This is a genomic window from Sphingomonas sp. 320_CC (genome assembly GCF_059691795.1).
This window is the reverse complement of the sequence record NZ_JCAWAE010000005.1, coordinates 194,827-215,785: the sequence shown is the minus strand read 5'-3', so window position 1 is coordinate 215,785 and position 20,959 is coordinate 194,827. Positions and strand designations below refer to the sequence as shown.

Genomic DNA, 20,959 nt, shown 5'->3' with positions numbered 1-20,959 from the left:
TTTTATGACAGTCAGGGTTATCCGGGCGCACTGTTCGGCCGTGTACTAAAGCTGTCTTTTACTGAGCAGGCCCACGGATCACCCCGGTGGCGATTGTCCGCTTGTGTGCGACGGTTCAGGCACTTCTCGACGACATCGCGACGTTCGGGTCAAGGCCCACTTCAACCTTAGCAGCAAGCGTGGTCACGTCTGCGCCCGACGCCACCTGACTTGCCGTAGCCTTCCGCCAGAGAGATGCGGCACATGGGCGGCCGCGAGAACCCGCAACCGCAAAATCCGGGCCGAGTTGCCGTGTGCCACGGCTGCCCGCTCCACCCCGGTTTTTGCGGTTTCCCTTACGCTTCGCTTGCGGTGCGGGCGCCTCTTGTTCGGCCGCCCAGGAGGTGCGCATCCAGCGGATAGGCCGCCGGCCTCAATCAGATGAAGTGCTTGACCCCATGACCACTTCCCTCGCTGCCGCACTCTCCGCTCTGGAGCTTGGACACCTCGAACCCCGCACTGAAGACGTTTCGGGCATGTGCCCGCCCTCGACCGAAGCACTGGAGCAGACCACCACCGCCATCTGGAGCGACCTGATCGCAACCCTCCAGAACACCTCGCTCGAGCGCGACATCGAGGAAATGGGCTGGGGCCTGGTCAACCTCTTCCACCGGGCCGCGGCCAAGAAGCGCGCGACGATCGACCGTCTCACCGACGAGATCAGGCTCCTCCTGGCCGAGCAGGACGGTTCGGAGATCAACACCGCCAACCTCGAAGACAAGATCGACCTTGCCAAGAAGATCGAGGAAGCTGCCACCTGCGACGAACACATGCGCGACACCGCAGCGGCACACTATATCCGCGAGACCGGCCGTTCCTGGATCCCGTCGACCGGCAACCGCATTTCGCTCGGGGTTACGTCGGCAATCGTTGACGGACGCGCCTTCCTTCAGGCTCGCCGCGAGCGGGTCCGCGACGCCAACACGGCACAGGGCACGCCCGTAGTGTTTGCCGGGGGACGGCTTACCTTCCGCACCGACGAGGACATGAAGGCGTTTGGCGACAATCTGCTGCGTACCCTAGGTGCGGTTCGGGAGCGCGTCGGTGACATGTATCTCGTCCATGGCGGCGACATGAAGGGGATCGAGCGCATCGCAGCGTCGTGGGCCGAACAGAACGGTATCCAGCAAGTCCGCTTCGGTCTCGATCGCAAGCTCGGCGATCGCGCCGGCTTCCGTCGCAACGAGCAGATGCTCTCGCTGAAGCCCCGCTACGTCATCGCCTTTCAGGGTAACGGCGTGACCGAGCGTCTGGTCATCGACGCGAACAAGGCCGGCATACGCGTGGTCGATCGTCGCGGCCCGTTCGGAACTCCTCCCGCTGCACAGAACGCTCAGCGCGACCGCAGAGTCGCCTGAGCTTCGGCGAGGCCGCTGGCTTTGCGCCAGCGGCCTCGCCTCTTGCGGCTTTGCCGCAAAAGATCATTCTCACCCACAACACCGCTGGCGTAACCCGGTACCCCGCCCCAACCCATTCCAGACGGCTGCGCATTGCTGGCGCTTATCCCGGCGCGGATCTCCACGGCCTCGAGAGGGTCTGGACGCCCGCCGAACTCGGCACGTTGATCGTCGAGGCAACCAACCGAAAACCGCTGCTCGACCTTGGTCGAACCCCGCCGCGGACCAAAGGCCCGGCGCTCGATCGCCGGCTCTTGCCGGATGATAGGCTTGCGCATCTTATCCAGACGCATCGCGACCTCGCCATAGTCGCGGCACTCGCGCCGCACGCGAGCGCCGGCGCGCTGTGATCGCGTGAACCGGGCGCTGCCGCGCCCCCAATATATGAGGCAGAGCGGTTCCGTAGGGCGAGGCCCGGAGCCTGCCCCGACCGTCTGCTTTTGTTGATGGGCATGGTCCTCACGCTGTTACGATGGGCCGCGCAAGCCTTGCTCGCACCCCGGTTGAAAGCCTCGATCGGCATCACGACAGCGGGGCTTTTGTCTCGACCGCGTAGCGGGGTGGAACGCGTCGGACCGCCATAGTGCCATGTCGACAGGGGACGGCGCGCGCGCCTGGGCAGGACGGCAGTGCCAAGGTCCACGCCGCGACCGTCATCCCAGAGGTTTGCCCGTGTACGATCGGCGCAAGGCGACGGCAGTCAGGGTAACGCGCCGCCTGTGGTGACGGAACGAGACACCGACGTTGCCGGCAGATCGATGCGACAAGCTGGTCCTGCATACGGTTCTCTGTCCGTTGCCCGCCGGAGGTCCATCCCCTCTCTTTCCTGAACGACCTAATCCGGCCGTCCACCCTCCCCAACCCGCGATCCTTCGGGCCGAGTTGCCGCTTACGCGGCTGCCCGCACCACCCCTCGGATCGGGGTTCCCCTCCGCGTCTTCGCAGCTTCGGTGGAGAGGGCGTCCTGGCCGTCTTTTTTGGTGTTCAGTCGAGGGGACGGACCCTTCGGCTAAGCAAAAGAAGGAACCTCGAAATGCAGAATCTCGTCATCCTCGCCGGCAACGTCGGCGCCGCTCCCGAAGTGCGCACCACCCAGGGCGGCACCAAGATCACCCAGTTCAGCCTCGCCACCTCGCGCCCAAAGCGCGACAGCGAGGGCAAGATCCTCAAGGACGCCGATGGTCGCCGGGTCGAAGACACCGAATGGCACCGCATCACCTGCTTCAACGGCGTCGGCAAGACCGTCGCCCAGTATGTCGACAAGGGCCAGAAGGTCATGGTCCGGGGCCGCATCCACTACACCCGCTGGACGGACAGCGAGAACATCGAGCGCTACGGCGTCGAGATCATCGCCGACGAAGTGACCTTCCTCAGTCGGGGTCGCCAGAGCCAAGGCAACACGCAGGACCAGAACGATCTGGATGACGACGTCCCCTTCTGACCAAGGGTAAGTACGGCCCGGAGCTCAGGCTCCGGGCCTCTTCCCATGTTCAGCCTTGCCGCATCCCCTCCCCGCGTAGCATGCTGCTGCGCAGCTCGCCGTGCCGCGGGCCTGCCAAGGGGAGATGAGCATGAGACGACTGTGGCTGGTTCTGGCAGGTGCAATGGCGCTCACCGCTTGCGGGAAGTCCGTGAAGGGCACCTACAACTTGGTCAACGCGCCAGTCCCCGGCGTAGTCGCCACCTTTGGTGACAAGACGTTCTCCCTCTCCAGCGGCGCCAGCGGCAACTACGAGGTTAGCGGCGACACGGTAATCCTGTCGGGCATGTCGCTGACGGGAAGCTACAAGATCGAGGGCGGGAAGCTGGTCGGTGACACATACAGCTTTGTGCCGCGCGACCCCAACGACACGTCGCCAATCAATCAGGGCCCACATCAGACGAACCGAGCCGAGAAGCGAAGCGACTATCACCAGTGACGTGGAGACCTCAACTTAGCGGCAACCTGAGGAAGCCTGCTTGAGAGGGCGGCGTCTCCCGGCTGTGCCGGGACCGTCGCTCTATTCCGCTTGCGCTCCGCCGAGTCCCTCCGGGTCTCGGCCTATTCGGGTGACGATCACCTGACGAGCGCGCACGCGCGCAGGAAATCCTTTCCCGAAAAGCGGCAACATCTTTCCCATCTGGCCCGGCCAGGCCGTCTCTGCAGGCCCGCGAACTCTCCCATGGATCGGAGGGGGGGGCAGAGTGCGGACACGAGGCAGGCGAGCACCATCCTTACCGAGGGGGACGTCACCGGCGACCCAGCGCTGAGCACGACGCTCCGGCCAGCGAGCTTCACCCCGCTCCTTGAGGCGCAATCCTTGGGACGGCTCGGGGCCTTATACGATCAACCCGCAAGGGGTCCGGGCGCTTCGCTACGGCTTTTTTGCGCGAGCGGAAAAAAGTGATCGCGGCCCCTCCCCATCCCTGTCGGGCGCCTGTCGAGCGGGGATGAACCCCGCCGGCTTCACAAGAGCCTCGCACATGTTCAACGATATCTGGATCGCCCGCAAAAACGCCATGAGCCTCGCCAAGACCCTGATGGTGGCAACCATGGTCATCACCATCGGCACACAATACGTGTCATCATCACCGCCCGAGATCACGACAGCTCGGTCGTCGTCGTCAACGAATACGACCCCTTTGCCTGACCAGATGGGGGCCGAAAGGCCCCCGCGCTTCCCAGCGCAAAAGATCGAGGCCAAGCGGGGCATCGAGCCCGTCTCGTCCCCCGCGCTTCGCGCAGATGCGGCGCCTGTGGGCGAGTTGCTCATCCGTGTCGCGGTACTATGACCTGGGTGCGGGAAACGGAACGCTAGTGTTGATCCCGAGGCACTGATAAAAGGGAGCTTCGGCCCCTGTTTTTGCTCATCGCGTCATGTTGCCGATGATCAACTCCACGCCGTCCTGACGGGCGGCAGCTCCTCGAATGCGTTGAGCAGCCTGGGTTCGCGCAGCAGAGTCGTCCACTGTCCGCCATAGGTCCGTGACACCAGATAGAAGGTCGAGCCGTAGCACTCGACCATCCGGCAGCGCTCGAGCTTGTCGACCAGCGAATAGTTCGCGCCGTGGCGGGCAACGACATCTTCCATCTCGACGCGCATCAACGTCCCGCATTGGCAGCAGCGCGAACGAACCAGCGCCTTCATCCGCAGCATCGTGCCGACGTTCTCCATCCAGCGAGGCCAGAGAGCGACGATGTCGGCAGACGTTTCCATGGCTGCGACGATAATCCACCCGGCCCGGCATCGTCCACCGGTTTGGGATCGGCCGGTCTCTCACTCGCCGCCACCCGAGGGGCCTTTCGGGCTCCCACGTCCTCGCCGAGGCGCTCTCACGCGCAAGTCCGCAAGCGGACTTCTCCACGGCGTTTCGACCCTGCGGGTGCGCGAGCCAGCTATGCCTCGGCGGTCCTGTCGCCTGTCGAAGGCCCCGATTGGCGGGGTCAGACAAGGAGACCGAAATGGCCGACCAGACCTCCACATCCGAGCGCCGGAAGGGCGAGCCGACCGAGATCGCGCGGCTTAACGACTGGCTCCGCGAAAATATCATCGCCCCAGGCAAGAACCGCATCGTGATGACGAGCGGGATCGCCGACCTGATCGGCGACGTCAGCCTCTTGCGTGGTTTTCGCAAGCGGGCCGAGCTGATCCGCACCGTGCGCGACTACGACCGGTTCGATGACGCCATCAATCCGCACGGCGAGCGCGACATGGGCCGGTTCGAGTTCGAGGGGACCGCCTGCTACTGGAAGATCGATTACTACGATATCGACCTCACCGGGGGTTCGGAGGATCCTGCCGATCCTTGTCTGACCACGCGCGTCCTCACCATCATGCGTGTCGATGAACGATGACGCAGACCGCCCCGACGCCCAGCCGTCGGGGCTTTTCCCCATCTCCCGACAGGATCGCAGCACGATCGTCGAAACGATCAACCAGATCAGCGCAATCGAGCGCACCCGTCGTCACCATGAAGTGGACTTCGCACGCGGCAACGTCCGTCACGAAGGCGGCACCCTCTCCGACGAGATCGAGCAGCTCAATGCCCGCTACATCACCCGTGAAATCGACAGCGACGCGCTGACCGGCGCGATCCTGGCATCTTAGGGCGTCCAGGTGCCGTGATGGTGCGCAGGCAGAAAGAAGTGCGCTGTGTGGCGGCCTCCCCTGCCCCACCAACGTCGGAAAGGCTCTGTCGTCGACGCTCCTTCATCGTGACGACCGGGCGGGGCCGGCGTCAAGGATGCGCGGTGCCCCCAATTTTGACGCGGCCTGCGTTTTCGCTGCGCTTCACTACGACCACGACAAAATCGGCACCCCCACGCCCCGCTTCGCGGCCGCTTCGCGGTCCTGTGACCCCGACCCCGCCCGATCGTCAGCCCGCCTCTGTCTCAAGCGAACAGAAGGAGGATCAGATGAACATTCAAACCGCACGCACCCAGACATGGCTCGCGGAGCTGGCCAGCATCCAAGCGGAGATCGCGATACACGGGATGCCCGCGGCACCCCGGCCCGCTCACAAACGGACCCGCAAGCTCAAGCCGCTCTGGGAAGAGTGAGCGCAAGACGGGGCGGCGCTGCCGCCCCGCTCTCGTCATGTCTCACGCAGACCGATGCGCCAACGCATCCCGGGTGCCGCGCGCAGCCCTCTAAAAATCCCTGCATGAGCCCGATCAGATAGGCGGTGAAGAACACCCCCAATCACTGTGGCGATCCCAAGAACGAGACGCTGCGCTGGAGATGCGCGGCGATGCAGCGGTAGCTTTGCCACGTCGACCTTGGCCTGGTGCCCCTGCTGAAACGTCCGGGCCGAAGCGACCAGCTTTTCCACGAAAAGCATGTCCTGACGCGAGATTTCACCAACATCCTCGATGATCTCGGCAGAGGTCGCGACGACCTTTGCTGCTGCCTCACCGCTCAGCCTTACGCTCTCCTCGATGACTCCCAACGGATCCGCCAGATTACTCAACGCAGAGCTTCGATCATGACGCTGTAAGAGCCCCCTCTCGATATCAAGGAGTAAGCTTTCTTCGAAGTTGGGTTCGCCAATGATCGTTCCGCGCTCTGCTGTTCTCGCTGTATAATATATGGCCGGTGTAACCCCCAATGTGCGCTGGTCGGCCCGTCCTCGGAATGAGCTAGGGGCGGGTCGTTACCAGGCCTGAAGAGTATCGCACAAAAAAGGGCGGCCAAAGCCGCCCCGGAGTACGATGCCGGAAGGGGGCTAACGGCATGTGTCAATGGGTTAGGTTAGCTGTCCAATTAATGCAACCTCATGCATCACCCGCGAGTCCCGCACATTAGGGAAGCAGCAGCCAATCATGTTAACGCGGGTTAAACCGAGCGAGCCAGCATTCTGGAAGGCCGTTCCACCGTCACGGAGAAGGTGAAAACAGAACCACTGCGTCACCATGCGTTCAATATCTTGGCGAACCAGGGAATGGTACTTGTCGAGGCGCCGGGCGTCGTAGCGACGATCGGTATAGAGGCTGCGTTCATCCTTTCCGATCAGCTCCTGGCAGCTTGCGCATCAGCCCGGCTGCAACGGCATCGCGCGCTCGATCAGGCTCCAATCTCCGGCCCATCCAACTTGGCCTAGTTAGGCAGTGCCAGCCAGTTCGACCTCAAGCTCATCGGCAGCTCGCTCGAGCGCGAGCGCGACCTCCTCGATCGCATCACTCAGAACCGGACCCGATAAGTGAGCGTGCAGTTCACGGTACTCTCGTGGCTGAGTTCGCATCTGGTCGGGGGTTTTAGTCATGGCGCCCCGATAGAGGGCGAACCTCTACAGGGCATGACGCATTTCGATCATGGCCTACTGTCCAATGTACCACACGACCGGCAAGCAAACGGGTCCGCACCTAGTAAGGGGCATTCCGGTTATCGACGGCCTTTTGCTCCATGGATCGGTCACGCAGGCGTTGCTGCAGTTCTTCCCACTCTCGCACTATCTGGGCTTCCTCAACCCGCCGGTTGTTGCTTCTGAGGGCCCGCATATGCTGCTGACGTCGCGATCCAATCAGGAGGAACCCGATCGCCGCAAGGGCAGCGAACGCTAAGGCTAAGGCCATCTGTAACCACGGCATCACCTTCTCCGAATCCAAGTCCGTCAGGTTAATAGCACTCGGTTCGGCCCTATCTAACTTAATTTCCTGACGGTTCAGTACGGTCAACATCAGCTTCGCAGTCCGGCAGCGACGTCAGTCCGGTTGGTGCGTGAGCGTCGTCTGCCTCTGACCTTCGAGAACCCTCGGCTTCGAGCGTTTGTCGAACAAGGGCCCAGGAGTGCAAAATGTAACGGCTCGCCCCCAGGGTCAGCCAAGAGCGAGCCGGCCAACAGTTTCCGAAGCTACTTGGATTCGGACAACGCGGAAACTTTGAGCCGGTTTCTTCGTAACGGCCCGTCTCTAACGTGAGTGACGACGCGAGACGGGCCGACCAAGGTCGGAGGACGATCTCGGCTTGATACTGATGCCGTGCAATATCTTACGCCGCAAGCGGTAACGACCCGCCTCAAACGTGATGAGCGCGATGCGGTCCGACCGGCAAAAGCGGAGATGAGCCCCGCCAGTGTGCGCGTAAACGGCCGTCGACGGGAAAAGCTTCAACTTGGAAAGAATATACCGGCTCGTCGGGACCTGTTTGGCTTAGCGGGTCGTTTTCAGAGCGTGCATCACAGTAGTATGATGGCGCCCGACTGCACGCACTATCGAACTGGTGCTGGAGCTATCGTCGGCGAAACGCTTCCACATGGCGCGCCTCGCCTCGACGAAGACGACGCTTCGGCCGGCAACCATGACGTCTGCGCGGGTAAGAAAGTAGGCAGATGCCGCCTCCGCGGCATACTGCTCGACCCAAGACGTAGATGGTTCAGCAGTAATCATAACGGATCCTCGCAACCCCAAGATGATCCACTGAAGCAAAGGGAGGGCTCCGACCTCTCCCTTTTTGGTCTCGCTCTGCTCCGACCTAGCGGGCGACTGGGATCTCCGCCAAGCGTGTCGTCCATGCCGGGCTTTTCTGGCCCCGCTTCGTATCGAACGCGCGCGCGCCGAACCCCTGCGCGGCGTTCCCGACGGTTCCACGCCCGAACCGATCGTTGAGCCCATCCATAGCGGCCAGCAGCCCGGGCGCGCGCGGATCCTGGACGGCAAAGAAGTCGCCCTGCCCCGCGCCTCGCACCAGCAGCTCCTCGAGTAGAATGCCGCACTTCGTATAGACGCCCCCAGGCTGATACATCGCCTCCATCATCTTGGCCGCGAGGCCAGCGATGATGCGCTGATCGTTACTGGGCGGCACATCCGGGTCTGGCTGCTCGCCGAGGGCGGATTGGGCGGTAGCGCCCGTGCGCAAACACGATCAGCGACGTCGCTTACCAGCCCTTGGTGACGGATCTTCTCGGCCGCGCGCCGCACCATCGCCTCGCAAAGCTCGTCGAGTTCCGTCACCGGCACGCCAAACTGGCGCGTCACCGCCGTCGCCTTGCTGGCTTCCGGCTCCGGCTTGAAGCCGTCGCACTCGACGCCGTTCAACTCGCGCACCAGGCGCTCGAGAACGACGGTCTCCACATCACGCGCCGACGCCGGTGCCATCGCCACCAGATCGGCCGTCGTGCAGATCCCGAACGGATGCAGTCGCGCAGCCAGCGCCGACCCTATCGCTGCCGCGCAGCGCGCGGGCACGCGGTTCGGGCGGCCATCGAGCATCGACGATGCACAGTGGGCGAAAGCCAAGGAATATCTGGCAGCCGCCCCCCTGCCCGGGTTAACGTTATCGCGGTTTTATCGGGGTCAGCCGGCAAGCAATCTACCGGCGCCTAGAGAGTAACAAGACTCCAGCGACATACCTGTGAACATGCTCACAGGATGAGCATGTTCACAAATGTACATGCGCCCATGTGATCATGCTCACGACGCGGAACGAGTACAGCACGTGAGCGTGCGCCACATGTGCAACCTGCGGCTGCCCGGCACTTGGAAGGCGTATGGGATGTGCGCAATGTGAACATGCGCTACGCATGTAACACGCGGCGGACGCAGCCTTGTATAACGTGCGGGACGTGTGTGACATGTGAGCAAGCGCTACGCGTGACACGCGCCACAGGTGGCTTTTGTACAAAGTGCGGCACGTGTGGGACATGTCGGATATGCCGGACATGTCGGACATCTCGGACATGTCGGACATGCAGGACATGCAGGACATGCAGGACATGAAGGACATGCGGGACATGTGGGACATGCAGAACCCGCGGGACACGCGCGATATGTGAACATGCGATACGCGTGCAACATGCGACAGACTCGACCTTTGTAAAACGTGCGGCACGTGCGGCACGTGCGGCACGTGCGGCACGTGCTGGCCTTGCGAGACATATCAGACATGTGAAACATGTGAGCATGTGTTACGCAGGTAACACGCGCCAGATGCGACTTTTGTACAACGTGCGGGACGTGCGGGACGTGTGAGGCATGTAAGACATGTTAACATGCGCTACGCGTGTAACACGCCGCAGACCCGGATCTGTACAAGGTGTGAAACATGTAAGACACGTGAACATGCGCTACGCGTGTCACGCGCGGCACACGTAAGATTTGTCAGACGTGCGGGACGTGTGTAACGTGCGAAACAACATACACATGTGCGGCTGTCGTCAGCGCAAACCATCGGAGCCATTATGCCCGTAATCACCATGCTATCGCCAAAGGGCGGTGTCGGGAAAACGACAACAGCCCTGATCCTAGCGACAGAGATCGCCGCGCAGGGATCGAGCGTCGTCATGATCGATGCCGACCCGAATTTTCCGCTTGCCCGATGGGCGAAGAAGGATGGGAAGCCCGACACTATCGAGGTCTTGCCGGAGATCGATGAAGACGAGATAATCGGCACAATCGACGCAGCTCGGAAGCGGGCGGACTTCGTGATCGTCGATCTGGAGGGAAAGGCAAGCGCACGCGCGACCAGTGCGCTCCTGATGTCCAATCTTGCGCTCATTCCCATCCAGGGATCGGAATTAGACGCCGTGGAGGCAGCGCGGGCGTTTAAGGTGGTCCGCAACGCCGGGACTGCCCGCGAGCGTTCGTTGCCGTTCGCAGCGGTCCTTACGAGGACGCCTGCTTCGCTTCGGCTTTGGACGCGCGACCTGAAAGCAGTTGTCGCGAACCTGCAAAAAGCCGGCATCCCTATGATTCCAACTGCACTCGCGGAACGCGGTGCATTCCGCGGTCTTTTCAGCATAGGCGGTACGCTTGCTGAGATGACAAACGCGGACGTGGGTTCGCTAGATAGCGCACGAATTAACGCAGCCGCTTTTCGCGATGATGTTCTGGCGCTGCTCGAGGAAGGGGCTACCGCATGATCGATAAGGCCGCACCGGGTTCACGCCGATCCATCGCCAGCTTCGCGGCTGATGATGACATTCCAGTCCCGACGCCCGAGCAAATCGTGGCCGCGAAGGCGGGCGGGGAGGGGCTTGGCTTTCGTTCAGAGAAGGCGACGCCATCAGCGCCCGCCCGGCCTACGCCGAAGCCCAGACAGGCGACATTTACTGACGCGATCCATGTTCGTGCACGCCCCGAGGATAGACAAAGGTTCGAGGATTTCGCGTACCGGCAGCGTCTCTCGAAGGGTGACGCGATGACCCGGCTTCTCGACTTTGCTGAGAAGGAAGAGGAGCGCCTGGCTGCCCTGGGCGACGAGTAGAGACGCGACGGCGCGCGACGATGATACCCGAGCGACGGGCCCAAACAGGTTCAGTGAACCGCAAACGGCCAACGGGACCGCTCGGCAATAGCTGAACGAAAACGAGTCGGGGACGATCGCTGGCGCAGGACATAGAGGAGCTGGTCGACGCACATAAGCAGGCGTCGCCGCACTGATAACAGGGCGGGCCCCGCGTCCGATCGCTGCCCATTAAGGTAGAGGAATGACGAGACTCAAACCGTCGCAACGAACGGGGAGACTTGCGTGGGTCGGTAGCGAAGAGTGCCGGGTACGCAAGCAACGGGTTTATCAGCTGCGCGCGATCGATGCGCACAGATGCCTCAATGCGTTTCCTCTGGCCTGGTAAACGAAAAGATGCCCCGAACAACGGACTGTGGATATGACCGAACGGCTGCCGGTTGGGTCTGAGACCTAGCCAGAAGCGGGGAAGCGGTGAGATAGGCGCGCAACAACCAGCGATGGCGATTCAACGGGGCCGAGCAGCTCCAGTTTCAGTTCGTGAGCAATCCCACGAAGCGCGACAGGGGCTTTCTGGTGCGGACTTATCAATCGTTGGGGCTCGGCTTACGTTTCGAATTAAAGATACGCCCAGAGATACGATAAGCGCCATCGTTCGACATGTCCGGCGAGGGATTGGAGGGTTTTGACAACGGTCGTTCCCGTCTGTGGGCCTTGCGAAAATAAGATCTGCCGCGACCTCAAGATTACGAAGGGCGCCAACACGCCTCATGGAGCAGATGCGGGCCCGTTTTGCGGGGGAAGTTGTAGCGCAGTGAGAGTCAGGACGTAGAAATCGTGGCAAGGTGTTGAGCGACAGCCGCAGCGCCGTGGGTTGAGATGGCTGTAGCGATGGAGCGAGCGTCTGTCTTTTCCATCGATGGGATTTTGACGCGATCGAGAGCAGCAAGCAGGACTGGACGGCCGGCATCGCGTGCAGCAAGTTCGGCGACCTTTTTCTGTTCAGATAGGGCGGCCAGTTCCTCACGTAGGGCTTTTTCCCGCGCTTCGATCGTTACGATGTCGACTGCCTTGGGGGAGGTACGCGCCATGTGATATCTCCGGGTTGGGGGCGGGATCGATCGCATAATGTCCGAGGATGGCATGGATTGCTAGGCTGATCGGTTGAACAGCGACCGCTTAAAACCAGAGACAAAAAAGCGCGCGCCGTAGGTGCACCTTATGACCTTTTATCGACAGCAGACAGAAATGCGGTGGTCATAGTTGAGGGGCTGACGCAGCACAGTTGCCCCGGCTCCGCGTTCGTGAGATGCTGTAGTGCGTAGGGAGGAGCCGAAAGGTCGTGAGGAATTGCTTTAAGGTATGGCAGGATATGCCTCATGGCGCCAATGTCCGACATTGGCTTACGGGTCTCCGCTGCTCGGGGCTTTCAGGATGAAGGTTACGGTCCGGCTTAGCGACGTTCTTACGGCCGAGATCGATCGTATCGCCGTGGCGTCCGGACAGACGCGCAGTAGCTGGATCACAGCCGCGTTGACGCAAGCAGTGCTCACACCAGAAAGTCGAAGCGTGCCGGTCATGCCGGTGCAGGGCAGGGGCCACCCCGACGATTACATTCGGGTTACCGTCCGGCTAAACCGGAGTGAAATGGAGGCGATCGACACCGTTGCGGCGCCGATGCGCCTGACCCGCAACGAGTGGATCAAACGCACGATCCGCTGGCAGCTTTGGGACAGGGCCGCGCTGCTGCGTCTCGCACCGGCAACGCAAACGGAGATCGGCAAAGTCCGCAAGCAGGTCCTCGCGATTGGACGAAACATCAACCAGGCGGTCCACGCAATGAACGCGGCGAACCAACCGGAGAGCTCGCTCGACATCGCGCGTATCGCCGGCTCCTTCATGGAAACATGCGCCGAGTTACGCACTATTCTGATTGAGGCCCGGCGCACGCTGGCCTCCTCAATCGGTGGTGAAATCGGGTACTGGACCCGCAAGGATGAGGCACCGAGCGAGTGAGTCTTCGGCTATCCTCCGGGACCATGGATTCGATGGCAGGCGTCTTTGCGCCTCCCAAAAAGTACCGCATGGGATCGGGGGGCGGCAGCGCCAAAGGCCCGAAGACCGGGGGCACGATCCTCGGCATGGCCGTCGCATCGATGTTTCCGAAACCGGCATCATCGTCGGCTGGATCGCGCCCGAGCGCGCAGGCAAAACATGCGTTCGGAGGCGGATCGCAGGCCCGCATGAATACCCGCGCCGTGATGACGGCCGACCGTACTTCACGTCGCGCGCCAGAGGCCGTTGTGCGGATCACCGGGCGTCAACATGGCGGAGGTCATGTGCTCGCAAACTTCTCCTACATCAGCCGCCTGGGCCACGGCGATGAGAGCGAACTGGGTCTGGAAACGAGCGAAGGCGAGGTGCTGCGCGACGGGCGTGACATGCAGTTGCTCGCCCAAGAATGGCACGGCTGGGAGATGGATGGTGACGCTCGGCGCAAGGGGGCGACGTCGATTTCCATGATCCTTTCGATGCCCACTGGCACCGATCCGGATCGCTTGAAGGACGCCGCTCTCGACTTTGCCAGGCAAGAATTTGCCAATCGATCATGGGTCGCGTCGCTCCACATCGACCGCGACCATCCGCACGTTCACCTCACGATCGCGCGTCGCGATCACGATGGCCGACGCTTCCATCCGAACCGCGAAGATCTCTTCCGGTATCGCCAGCGGTTTGCAGAGAAGCTGCGGACCCGCGGCATCGAGGCAAACGCCACGCCCGCCAGGGCGCGTGGCATTGACCCTATGCACGAGCCGATCGCCGCGGTGAAAATGCGTGAAAAGGGACAGGTGCCTGAGATCGACAAGAGCCGTATCGCGCGTGCTGAACGACTTCGCGCGGAGGGTCGCGACGATCCCGTTATAGCGATGCTGGCCAGCAGGCAGGCGACCGTTCGCGCTACCTACTCACGCTCGATTGCGGAACTCTCGACGTCGCCTTCAGCCGTCGATCAACACGTCGCGCGGAGCCTCGAGCGGTTCGCCGCCACGATGCCGGAGCCCGAACCAAACTCGGTCAGGGCGATGCGCCTGGCGAGAGGGAAGGTCGCCGAGCCGATCGTCGCTGCACCTGTCCGACCGCCTGTTAGTATCCCCGACGCCTCGGTGTCGCGCGCCGATACCGGCCTCGACATCCTCAAGGCGCTTCATCAGAAAATGGCGGCGCCAGAGGTACAACCCAAGGCGCGTTCCGGCGATACGATGCCGACGCCAGCCCAGTCCGAGGACAGGGCAAATCGTATTCGAGATCCGCTCGAAAAGAGCCGCGCCCCGGCCGGGAAGGATGACGATCCAGATCGCGCCGGCACGCTTAGCGATCGTCTCCGAGCGATCACCGAGAAGATCGGCGAGCCCAGTCAGCCGATCGATGTGTCACGCCACGACGAGATCGTGAGGAAGGCCGAGGAGCAAAATCGCGAGCGGCTCGATCGCGACCGTTCAAAGGATAGGGGTGGGCCCAGCCGATGACTTCAGACGCATCAACCGTCGCGATCGCCGCGCTCATGGACGCCGTGTCCCTGCTCCGGGGCGAAGTAGCGGCACTGGCGAGAAGCAACGCGCGCATCGAAGAGTCCCAGGAGCAGCTACATCGCCGCATCAATGTTATCGACACCGGCATCGCGCCACTTTGCGACGTAGTGCCGTACCAAGAGGCTATCCTCGCAAAGATGGTCGAGGGTCACGCTGACACGCATGCGTGGCTCAAAGCTCTGGCCCCGGTTCTACACAACCTCATCGAGCGGTCCGACACCGATCGCGTGACGACACGCTCGCTGCACCAGGACATCATCCGGACTCAGGAAATCGCTGGCGCCGGTGAGAAGGGGATCGCTGAGATCGCCCTTGGCCTCGAGGTGATCGCAGGCCGATTGGATGTGGCCGCAAGTGCCAACCGGAAGGACCGCAGGGCAGGGGTCGCAAAAACCCTGGAATTGATCGGTTTCACCCGGGCAGCCGTATTGGGGCAACGCGGCCCGCTACCGATCGATGTGGAAGATGACCCCTTGATGGAACGGTTCATCCTCGCTCAACCGGCCGACCTCACATCCAACGAACGCGCCCTGGTCGACTGGCGAAAGGCAATCGCCGGCACCGGCGCGGAGGATCTCATCACGCTTCTGAAAAAGCAGCAGACCCCTTCACCAACGGACACCCCAGAATCACGCCTCCTGCGGTATCGCCTCGCCGCCATCTCACGCGCGAAGATCGAAGAGCGCGGAGCAGTACCGCCACCACGGCCGGCGACGACCCGGGCGACGGATCGATCAGCCGGCAGTGGCTTCTTGCGATCCCAGGAACTCGCTGAGCTATGGCGTCAGGGTGAAAGCATAGAACTTTACGCCGAGTCCGAACTGGCGGGCGCGATCGATTTGTTCGATGCTCTTGAGGAGAAGCTCGAACCTACATCGGGGGACGTCGTACAGCCAGAGCTGACCGCGCTTCACCGCGACCTGGCCAAACGTATCGAACTCGGCGAACGGCCATCGCTCGGTGAGAGCCGCTCCACGACGCAACACGAACCCACCATCACGGTGGAGCCGATTAAAGACCGTTAGGGTCGCTGCTGCGCTGACAGGCCGCCACTGGTAGCGAAAGGCGGAACGGCCAATTGAAACGCGCGACGATCAAACGCGTGTCGAGCGTTCCAGCAACCGATCGATATCAGCCATGCTCGCATCAAGGGCGGCCGTAGCAAGGGCCAGCGGCCCATCGTCCAGAATAGCGGGTTGCTCGACGATAAGCTGTCGTTGCGTCGGCTGGATACGACCGCCAGCTACAAGGGTAACAAGGCCGGCACGGGCGAGCGCGTGCGCCTGGATATCGGCCCCGGCTCGAGACAGACGCAGCGCCCGTGCAAGCTGGATCCGCCGCAGCGGGCCAACTGCCACGATGAGCGCCCACGCCTCGCGCGCACGGGCGTTGCGGGATAGGCCGGCAAGCGCCTCGGTACCGCGAACGCAGCGCCGGTTGATGAGCGTGAGGCGGTCGAAGCCACCGCGCGCGGTGTATTCGCAATGCTTGACGAGGGCCTCGGCGCGCTCCTGGGTGGTCAAATCGAGGCGGAAGACGGCCCGCGGAAGCTGACCTGCAAGCCCAGCCATGACACCCGCATTGTGGCTCAGCAACGCCAGGTTGAGCGCCCAACACCCTGACGGTGGTGCTGCGACATGGCGGTGCAGCGGTCCACCCGGCAGGTCCAGCATGGCGTCATGGCCCTGATGCTCGGCAAAATTGGGATGGTCAAACAGTATGTCGACAGCGCCAACAGCTGGCGCGATCGACTGCAAAGAATGATCGGCATCAAGCCCGGCGAGTCCGAGCGCGATAGCGAGTGGGCCGGTTTTCGACGCTGCGAACAGAGCGATCTGCGCGGTATCGAGCAGCGCGAGCTCATTGGAGGCGAAACGCCGGGTCGCATTAACCATGCGCGCCAGCGTGGCGGCGGGTGCTGCGATCGCGGGCACGCCATGATCAGCAAGCCATAAGAGCACGGCGTCACGACGCGGGTCATCGGTCAGGAGGATCGACATGCTGTCAGCGGAAGCCTGGTGAGCGGGGCCAACATCGCCAGCGCCAGCATCGCGCCGATACGCGTGCCATGCGTCTGACACGGTTGCCAGGGCCGCAACCTTGCGAATTTCGGGGGACGCAAAGCAGGTTGCGCCAGCCAGTCGACCGAAAGCGTAGGCAAAGTGCGTGAGATCAAGCCGAGGCATCAAAAGCCTCGTACCCTAGTAATAAGCAAATCACTAGGCACCGGTATTTGCTAATTAATGTCACTTACCATAATCGGACATTATGGTAACTACTGGGATATGCTACACAGGCGGAATGCAGGGTAAATCAGACCGGCGGGCAGGGCCCGCGTGAGCGAAATCGTCGTCCATCGCACCGACGGGGAGGGGCTGCCGGTCCGAGCGCGGCGTGGGACCGTCGAGCCAATCGATGCCCGCGTTACCCGGTTGCTGGGCCTTGCGCTGCCCGCTGATGCCGGCCCTGTCAGCGAGATCGGTTTTGCGGCGCAGCTCGGCGCTATGGCAGCGGCGAGCAAGGCGGCGCTGGCGTCGGACCTGGCCTGCTATCTGCGTTGGTGTGAGGACATCCGTGTCGCCCCGCTGCCCGCCGAGCCCGAAAACCTGGTCCGATACATTGCCATGCTCGAGGCGCGGGGCGCCAAGCCCGCCACGGTCGCCCGGCGGGTTGCCAGTCTCGCCACGGCACACGGCCTGTCAGGGCTGCAGGAGAGGGGGCATGCGCCCACCAGCCACGTCATGGTCCGCGCCGCCCTCAAGGGCCTACGCCGACGGCGTGGCGCTGCGCAGCGTCAGGCGGCCCCGTTGCGCTTCGGGGCCTCGCTCGATCCGCACACCAAGGGGTTTACGCTGACGGCGCTGCTCGGCGCCTGTGGCGGCGATCTGCAGGGGCTGCGTGATGCCGCGCTGCTGTCGCTGGGCTATGACGCTGGACTGCGCGTCAGCGAGCTTGTCGCGGTCACTGTCGCGCATATTGATCCACACAGCGATGGTTCGGCGCTCCTGTTCATTCCGTCGTCCAAGACCGATCAGGAGGGGCAGGGGGCCTGGGGCTGGCTGTCCGCGGACACGATGCGCCGGGTCGGCGCCTGGCTGGTCGCGAGCGACATCACGGAGGGGCCGGTCTTCCGCCGCGTGGGGGTTGATCGGCGCCGTCTACGCGCCGCAGTTCCGCCGATGGCGTACGAGGCGATACCGGGGCACACGCGGCACTGGCAGGAGAAGCTTCGTGGCAAGAAGGCCGAACCGGCGCGGACGGTCTACACCGTGGGTACCGCGTCGCTGAGCCGGCAGGGCGTCAACGGGATCTATCGGCGGGTGGCGCTGAGTGCGTTCGATCAGGGGCTGGTCGAGATGTCGATCGCGAAGGTTGAGGAGGCTGCTAGGGCGCTATCAAGCCACTCGCTGCGGGTAGGGCTGACGCAGGATCTGTTCGCAGCCGGGGAGGACGGCGTTGGCATTGCCCAGGCGCTGCGTTGGTCGTCGCCGTCGACGGCGCTCCGCTATGGGCGGAAGCTTGCAGCGAGGAGCAATGTTGCGGCGCGCGTACTCTCTCGCATCAGGAGCTGATTATTGTTGGATCCAGCGGTCCGGTCACGCTGTCTAAAGGTCTGGCCCAGCCCAGCGGCTGGGATCAGGCCCGGCGCAGCTCACCGATGCTGCGAACAGAATCTCAAGTCTTTTCCGTGTAGCAAGAACGTCGCTGATGGATTTCACAAAAAGCGGTAAGGTGACGGCCTGCGGTCCGAGGCCAACAGAACGGCCGTTGGCTTATACAGCACCAGCGAGCTTCGACGATCCTTCGCTCAGACCGTCATTCCTGATACCGAATGCCGCGCATAGACCCCATAGGCCAGGATCAATATATAGCAGACGGCGGGGAGCAGTAGAGCGAAGTGTAGGCTGCCCGAGCTATCTGCAAGCATACCGGTCAAATACGGAATGATCGCGCCACCGACGATCGCCGTGGCGATCACGCCCGAGCCTTCCGCGGCACGCTTGCCGAGCCCTTCCGAGGCCAGCGAGAAGATTGTCGGGAACATCACCGCGTTCATCAGGCCGATCGCGAGCAACGCCCAGCCCGACAGCGCGCCCTCGGTGTTCGCCGAGATCAGTATCAGCGCCAGCGTGCCCGTTGCGACGCCGGCGAGCACCTTGCCCGGCGACACCTTGTTCAGCACGTAGGCGCCGATGAACCGGCCGACCAGCGCGCCGCCCCAGTAGAACGGTACGTGCTTGCCCGCGGCGACATCGCTCAGGCCCATCACGCTCGGCTGCATCAGGTAATTGACGATCAGCGAGCCGACCGCGACTTCGGCGCCGACGTACAGGAAGATGCACGCCGTCCCCATCGCGAAGCGCGGGCGCTTCAGCAGCGTAAACGCGTGGAAGATGCTGCCGGTCTGGTCCTGCTCCTCGTTGAGCCGGTTGCGACGGGTCCACACGACCGCAGCGACGATCAGCAGCGCGATCGCAAGGCCGAGATAGGTGTGCACGACGGTCCGCGAGGACTCGGTGCGGTACGCATCGAGCGCGGCGCCGGTGAGCTTGGAAGAGTCGACCGTCGCCAGCCCGCCGAGGATCAGCGCGGAGCCAACATACGGGAAGATGGTGGTGCCGAGCGAGTTGAACGCCTGCGCGAAGGTCAGCCGGCTCGAGGCCGACTTGGGATGGCCGAGCGCCGAGATCAGCGGGTTGGCGACGACCTGCACCACGGTGATGCCTGCGCCGAGCACGAACAGCGCGAACAGGAACATGCCGAAGCTCGCCTGCCCTGCGGCGGGGATGAACAACAAGCAGCCCGCGGTCATCGTCACGAGGCCGATCGACGCGGTCCGCATGTAGCCCGCTTTGCGCACGATCGCGGCAGCGGGGATCGAGAACAGCGCATAGGCGAGAAAGAACGCGGACTGGACCAGCATCGCGGTCGCGTGGTCGAGCGTGAAGAGCTCCTTCATCTTGGGGATGATGATATCGTTCAGCGAGGTGATGCCGCCGAAGATGAAGAACAGCGCGAACACGAACACGCGCAGGTCGGGCGCGTCGTAGCCATGGCTGGCATCGCCGTCCGCCGCTACAGCAGACTTTGTATTGACGTGCATCGTTTCAAATCCTCGTGGCACATGGTTGGCAGCGATCAGACCTATAGTATTATCTGTTTCTGATATTGATAAATTGAATATTTTTGGTAGATGATGCACAGCTGCTTGCTCGGCAGATCAGCTTTACAGGAACGGCTGGCAGCTTATAGTCTTCACCAGCTATCATTCGAAGAAGTGCTTCAACGAGGTAACTGCCGGCAACGGCGCCGTTCTGCTCGACCGTGCTCAGCGGGGGAACCGTGTATGGTGCGGAACCAATGCCGTCGAAGCCGATAACGGCAACATCTTCAGGGATGATGCGACCGCATTTGTTATGCGCCTGCATCGCTCCCACAGCAAGACCATCCGATGCCGCGAAGATCGCGTCGAACGAGACATCGTTGTTCACGAGATCCAGTGTCGCAGCATATCCTTGAAGCTCACGGGTGCCGGTCAATCTTGCCTGTGCTTCGAAGACTGGAAGGCGCTGCTAACTCATGACGCTGATGTAGCCGGAACGGCGATCTCGATACGCGTGTTGGCGACGCCAACCTGGGCCCAAGAAGATGATGCGCCGGCGACCCGTCGCAACAGGTGGTGAACAGCAGTCGCCGCACCTGCATGATTGTCACATCTCAGCGTTGGGAGGACGTCGTCCGGACTTCCCCAACAGATGACGTTTTCGCCCTGAGATCGCGCCTTTGAAAAGAACCTCCAGCCCGCTGAGTTTCCTGCGGTCCCGATAACGATGATCCCGTCCGCAATTCGGTCTTGGCAGTAGCTGGCGAAGAAATTGGCAGGGTCATGTTGAAAGGAAACCAGCATCTCCTGGTCGTGGTCAGCCGCTGCGGCCGCGACGTGGGCGAGAATGTCCATGTAGAACGAGTTGATCGGAGCGCCACGAACACCGGGATCGCCTAGGATGACGACCGCAATACGTCCCGTTGCGCTGCTTTGGAGGCTGACAGCTCGCTGATCCGGTCGATAGTTTAGCGCTGCCGCCACCTCTAGGACGCGTCGGCGGGTTTCGATACTGACGCCTTCGCTTCCGCGCAGGGCCTTCGAGACGGTCGATTGGGATACCCCGGCCCCCTCGGCGACGTCGAACGAAGTGCATCTTCTGGTCATCCGGCGATCAACTCGGCCGGGAGCCGCTGATGCTGGATCCTGAACACCATGCTCTCCCTAAGC

Annotated in this window: 26 protein-coding genes; 16 read left to right on the top strand and 10 right to left on the bottom strand. The window is 62.5% G+C overall.

The window, feature by feature from the left end; genetic code table 11:
• The first annotated feature begins 437 nt into the window (after window positions 1-437).
• From AC59GX_RS19210 to AC59GX_RS19190, 5 genes are all read left to right on the top strand, one after another.
• Complete coding sequence (locus AC59GX_RS19210) at window positions 438-1,397, top strand: DUF2493 domain-containing protein (protein ID WP_497302307.1); 960 nt, start codon at window positions 438-440, stop codon at window positions 1,395-1,397.
• 50 nt (window positions 1,398-1,447) lie between these two features.
• Window positions 1,448-1,786, top strand: a complete 339-nt coding sequence (locus AC59GX_RS19205) for a hypothetical protein (RefSeq protein WP_497302306.1) — start codon at window positions 1,448-1,450, stop codon at window positions 1,784-1,786.
• A gap of 683 nt (window positions 1,787-2,469) precedes the next feature.
• A complete protein-coding gene (locus AC59GX_RS19200; protein ID WP_497302305.1) occupies window positions 2,470-2,877 on the top strand; it encodes a single-stranded DNA-binding protein in 408 nt (135 codons plus the stop codon).
• A gap of 130 nt (window positions 2,878-3,007) precedes the next feature.
• A complete protein-coding gene (locus tag AC59GX_RS19195; RefSeq protein ID WP_497302304.1) occupies window positions 3,008-3,355 on the top strand; it encodes a hypothetical protein in 348 nt (115 codons plus the stop codon).
• Between the two features lie 544 nt (window positions 3,356-3,899).
• Window positions 3,900-4,208: a hypothetical protein gene (locus AC59GX_RS19190; RefSeq protein WP_497302303.1), complete on the top strand. Its 309-nt coding sequence runs from the start codon at window positions 3,900-3,902 to the stop codon at window positions 4,206-4,208.
• Between the two features lie 98 nt (window positions 4,209-4,306).
• On the opposite strand, the gene AC59GX_RS19185 is transcribed toward AC59GX_RS19190, so the two are convergent.
• Entirely contained in the window at window positions 4,307-4,633 is a 327-nt protein-coding gene (locus AC59GX_RS19185; RefSeq protein ID WP_497302302.1) for a hypothetical protein, read from the bottom strand.
• Between the two features lie 245 nt (window positions 4,634-4,878).
• On the opposite strand from AC59GX_RS19185, the gene AC59GX_RS19180 reads away from it, so the two are divergent.
• The 3 genes from AC59GX_RS19180 to AC59GX_RS19170 all read left to right on the top strand — a co-directional run bounded on the left by AC59GX_RS19180 (window position 4,879) and on the right by AC59GX_RS19170 (window position 5,976).
• On the top strand, window positions 4,879-5,271 hold the full coding sequence (locus AC59GX_RS19180) for a DUF3768 domain-containing protein (RefSeq protein ID WP_497302301.1): 393 nt from the start codon (window positions 4,879-4,881) through the stop codon (window positions 5,269-5,271).
• Entirely contained in the window at window positions 5,261-5,524 is a 264-nt protein-coding gene (locus AC59GX_RS19175) for an antitoxin VbhA family protein (RefSeq protein ID WP_497302300.1), read from the top strand. The genes AC59GX_RS19180 and AC59GX_RS19175 overlap by 11 nt, the downstream gene beginning before the upstream one ends.
• Window positions 5,525-5,832: 308 nt before the next feature.
• Window positions 5,833-5,976, top strand: a complete 144-nt coding sequence (locus tag AC59GX_RS19170; protein ID WP_497302299.1) for a hypothetical protein — start codon at window positions 5,833-5,835, stop codon at window positions 5,974-5,976.
• A 35-nt stretch (window positions 5,977-6,011) separates the two neighbouring features.
• On the opposite strand, the gene AC59GX_RS19165 is transcribed toward AC59GX_RS19170, so the two are convergent.
• Entirely contained in the window at window positions 6,012-6,386 is a 375-nt protein-coding gene (locus AC59GX_RS19165; protein ID WP_497302298.1) for a hypothetical protein, read from the bottom strand.
• Window positions 6,387-7,016: 630 nt separating this feature from the next.
• Window positions 7,017-7,178, bottom strand: coding sequence for a hypothetical protein (locus tag AC59GX_RS19160; RefSeq protein ID WP_497302297.1), 162 nt, complete (start codon window positions 7,176-7,178; stop codon window positions 7,017-7,019).
• A 64-nt stretch (window positions 7,179-7,242) separates the two neighbouring features.
• Between AC59GX_RS19160 and AC59GX_RS19155 the strand changes: the two genes are divergently transcribed.
• Window positions 7,243-7,476, top strand: coding sequence for a hypothetical protein (locus AC59GX_RS19155; protein WP_497302296.1), 234 nt, complete (start codon window positions 7,243-7,245; stop codon window positions 7,474-7,476).
• A gap of 910 nt (window positions 7,477-8,386) precedes the next feature.
• On the opposite strand, the gene AC59GX_RS19150 is transcribed toward AC59GX_RS19155, so the two are convergent.
• Complete coding sequence (locus AC59GX_RS19150) at window positions 8,387-8,656, bottom strand: DUF4113 domain-containing protein (RefSeq protein WP_497302295.1); 270 nt, start codon at window positions 8,654-8,656, stop codon at window positions 8,387-8,389.
• An 8-nt stretch (window positions 8,657-8,664) separates the two neighbouring features.
• Window positions 8,665-9,123, bottom strand: coding sequence for a hypothetical protein (locus tag AC59GX_RS19145; RefSeq protein WP_497302294.1), 459 nt, complete (start codon window positions 9,121-9,123; stop codon window positions 8,665-8,667).
• Window positions 9,124-9,554: 431 nt separating this feature from the next.
• Here AC59GX_RS19145 and AC59GX_RS19140 point away from each other — a divergent pair, with 431 nt between their 5' ends.
• The 3 genes from AC59GX_RS19140 to AC59GX_RS19130 all read left to right on the top strand — a co-directional run bounded on the left by AC59GX_RS19140 (window position 9,555) and on the right by AC59GX_RS19130 (window position 11,116).
• Complete coding sequence (locus AC59GX_RS19140) at window positions 9,555-9,686, top strand: hypothetical protein (RefSeq protein WP_497302293.1); 132 nt, start codon at window positions 9,555-9,557, stop codon at window positions 9,684-9,686.
• A gap of 405 nt (window positions 9,687-10,091) precedes the next feature.
• A complete protein-coding gene (locus AC59GX_RS19135; protein ID WP_497302292.1) occupies window positions 10,092-10,772 on the top strand; it encodes an AAA family ATPase in 681 nt (226 codons plus the stop codon).
• Window positions 10,769-11,116: a hypothetical protein gene (locus AC59GX_RS19130; protein WP_497302291.1), complete on the top strand. Its 348-nt coding sequence runs from the start codon at window positions 10,769-10,771 to the stop codon at window positions 11,114-11,116. Before AC59GX_RS19135 ends, AC59GX_RS19130 begins: the two co-directional genes overlap by 4 nt.
• Window positions 11,117-11,916: 800 nt before the next feature.
• Here the strand turns inward: AC59GX_RS19130 and AC59GX_RS19125 are convergent.
• Window positions 11,917-12,186 carry a hypothetical protein gene (locus tag AC59GX_RS19125; protein ID WP_497302290.1) on the bottom strand — a complete coding sequence of 90 codons (270 nt, stop codon included), beginning with the start codon at window positions 12,184-12,186 and terminating at the stop codon, window positions 11,917-11,919.
• A gap of 343 nt (window positions 12,187-12,529) precedes the next feature.
• Between AC59GX_RS19125 and AC59GX_RS19120 the strand changes: the two genes are divergently transcribed.
• The 3 genes from AC59GX_RS19120 (at window position 12,530) to AC59GX_RS19110 (ending at window position 15,710) form a co-directional block, all read left to right on the top strand.
• Entirely contained in the window at window positions 12,530-13,111 is a 582-nt protein-coding gene (locus AC59GX_RS19120; protein WP_497302332.1) for a hypothetical protein, read from the top strand.
• Window positions 13,112-13,338: 227 nt separating this feature from the next.
• Window positions 13,339-14,622, top strand: coding sequence for a relaxase/mobilization nuclease domain-containing protein (locus AC59GX_RS19115; RefSeq protein WP_497302330.1), 1,284 nt, complete (start codon window positions 13,339-13,341; stop codon window positions 14,620-14,622).
• Window positions 14,619-15,710, top strand: a complete 1,092-nt coding sequence (locus AC59GX_RS19110) for a hypothetical protein (protein ID WP_497302289.1) — start codon at window positions 14,619-14,621, stop codon at window positions 15,708-15,710. Before AC59GX_RS19115 ends, AC59GX_RS19110 begins: the two co-directional genes overlap by 4 nt.
• Before the next feature lie 69 nt (window positions 15,711-15,779).
• Here AC59GX_RS19110 and AC59GX_RS19105 read toward each other — a convergent pair whose 3' ends face one another.
• Window positions 15,780-16,685: a hypothetical protein gene (locus AC59GX_RS19105; RefSeq protein WP_497302288.1), complete on the bottom strand. Its 906-nt coding sequence runs from the start codon at window positions 16,683-16,685 to the stop codon at window positions 15,780-15,782.
• A 336-nt stretch (window positions 16,686-17,021) separates the two neighbouring features.
• Between AC59GX_RS19105 and AC59GX_RS19100 the strand changes: the two genes are divergently transcribed.
• Window positions 17,022-18,257, top strand: coding sequence for an integrase (locus AC59GX_RS19100; RefSeq protein ID WP_497302287.1), 1,236 nt, complete (start codon window positions 17,022-17,024; stop codon window positions 18,255-18,257).
• Between the two features lie 236 nt (window positions 18,258-18,493).
• On the opposite strand, the gene AC59GX_RS19095 is transcribed toward AC59GX_RS19100, so the two are convergent.
• Genes AC59GX_RS19095 through AC59GX_RS19085 form a run of 3 tightly spaced genes read right to left on the bottom strand, consistent with a single transcriptional unit; the run spans window position 18,494 to window position 20,896 of the window.
• Window positions 18,494-19,789 (bottom strand): sugar MFS transporter, encoded by a 1,296-nt coding sequence (locus tag AC59GX_RS19095; protein ID WP_497302286.1) that lies wholly within the window; start codon window positions 19,787-19,789, stop codon window positions 18,494-18,496.
• 49 nt (window positions 19,790-19,838) lie between these two features.
• Window positions 19,839-20,225, bottom strand: coding sequence for a substrate-binding domain-containing protein (locus AC59GX_RS19090; protein ID WP_497302285.1), 387 nt, complete (start codon window positions 20,223-20,225; stop codon window positions 19,839-19,841).
• Window positions 20,226-20,263: 38 nt separating this feature from the next.
• Window positions 20,264-20,896: a LacI family DNA-binding transcriptional regulator gene (locus AC59GX_RS19085; protein WP_497302284.1), complete on the bottom strand. Its 633-nt coding sequence runs from the start codon at window positions 20,894-20,896 to the stop codon at window positions 20,264-20,266.
• Window positions 20,897-20,959 lie beyond the last annotated feature (63 nt).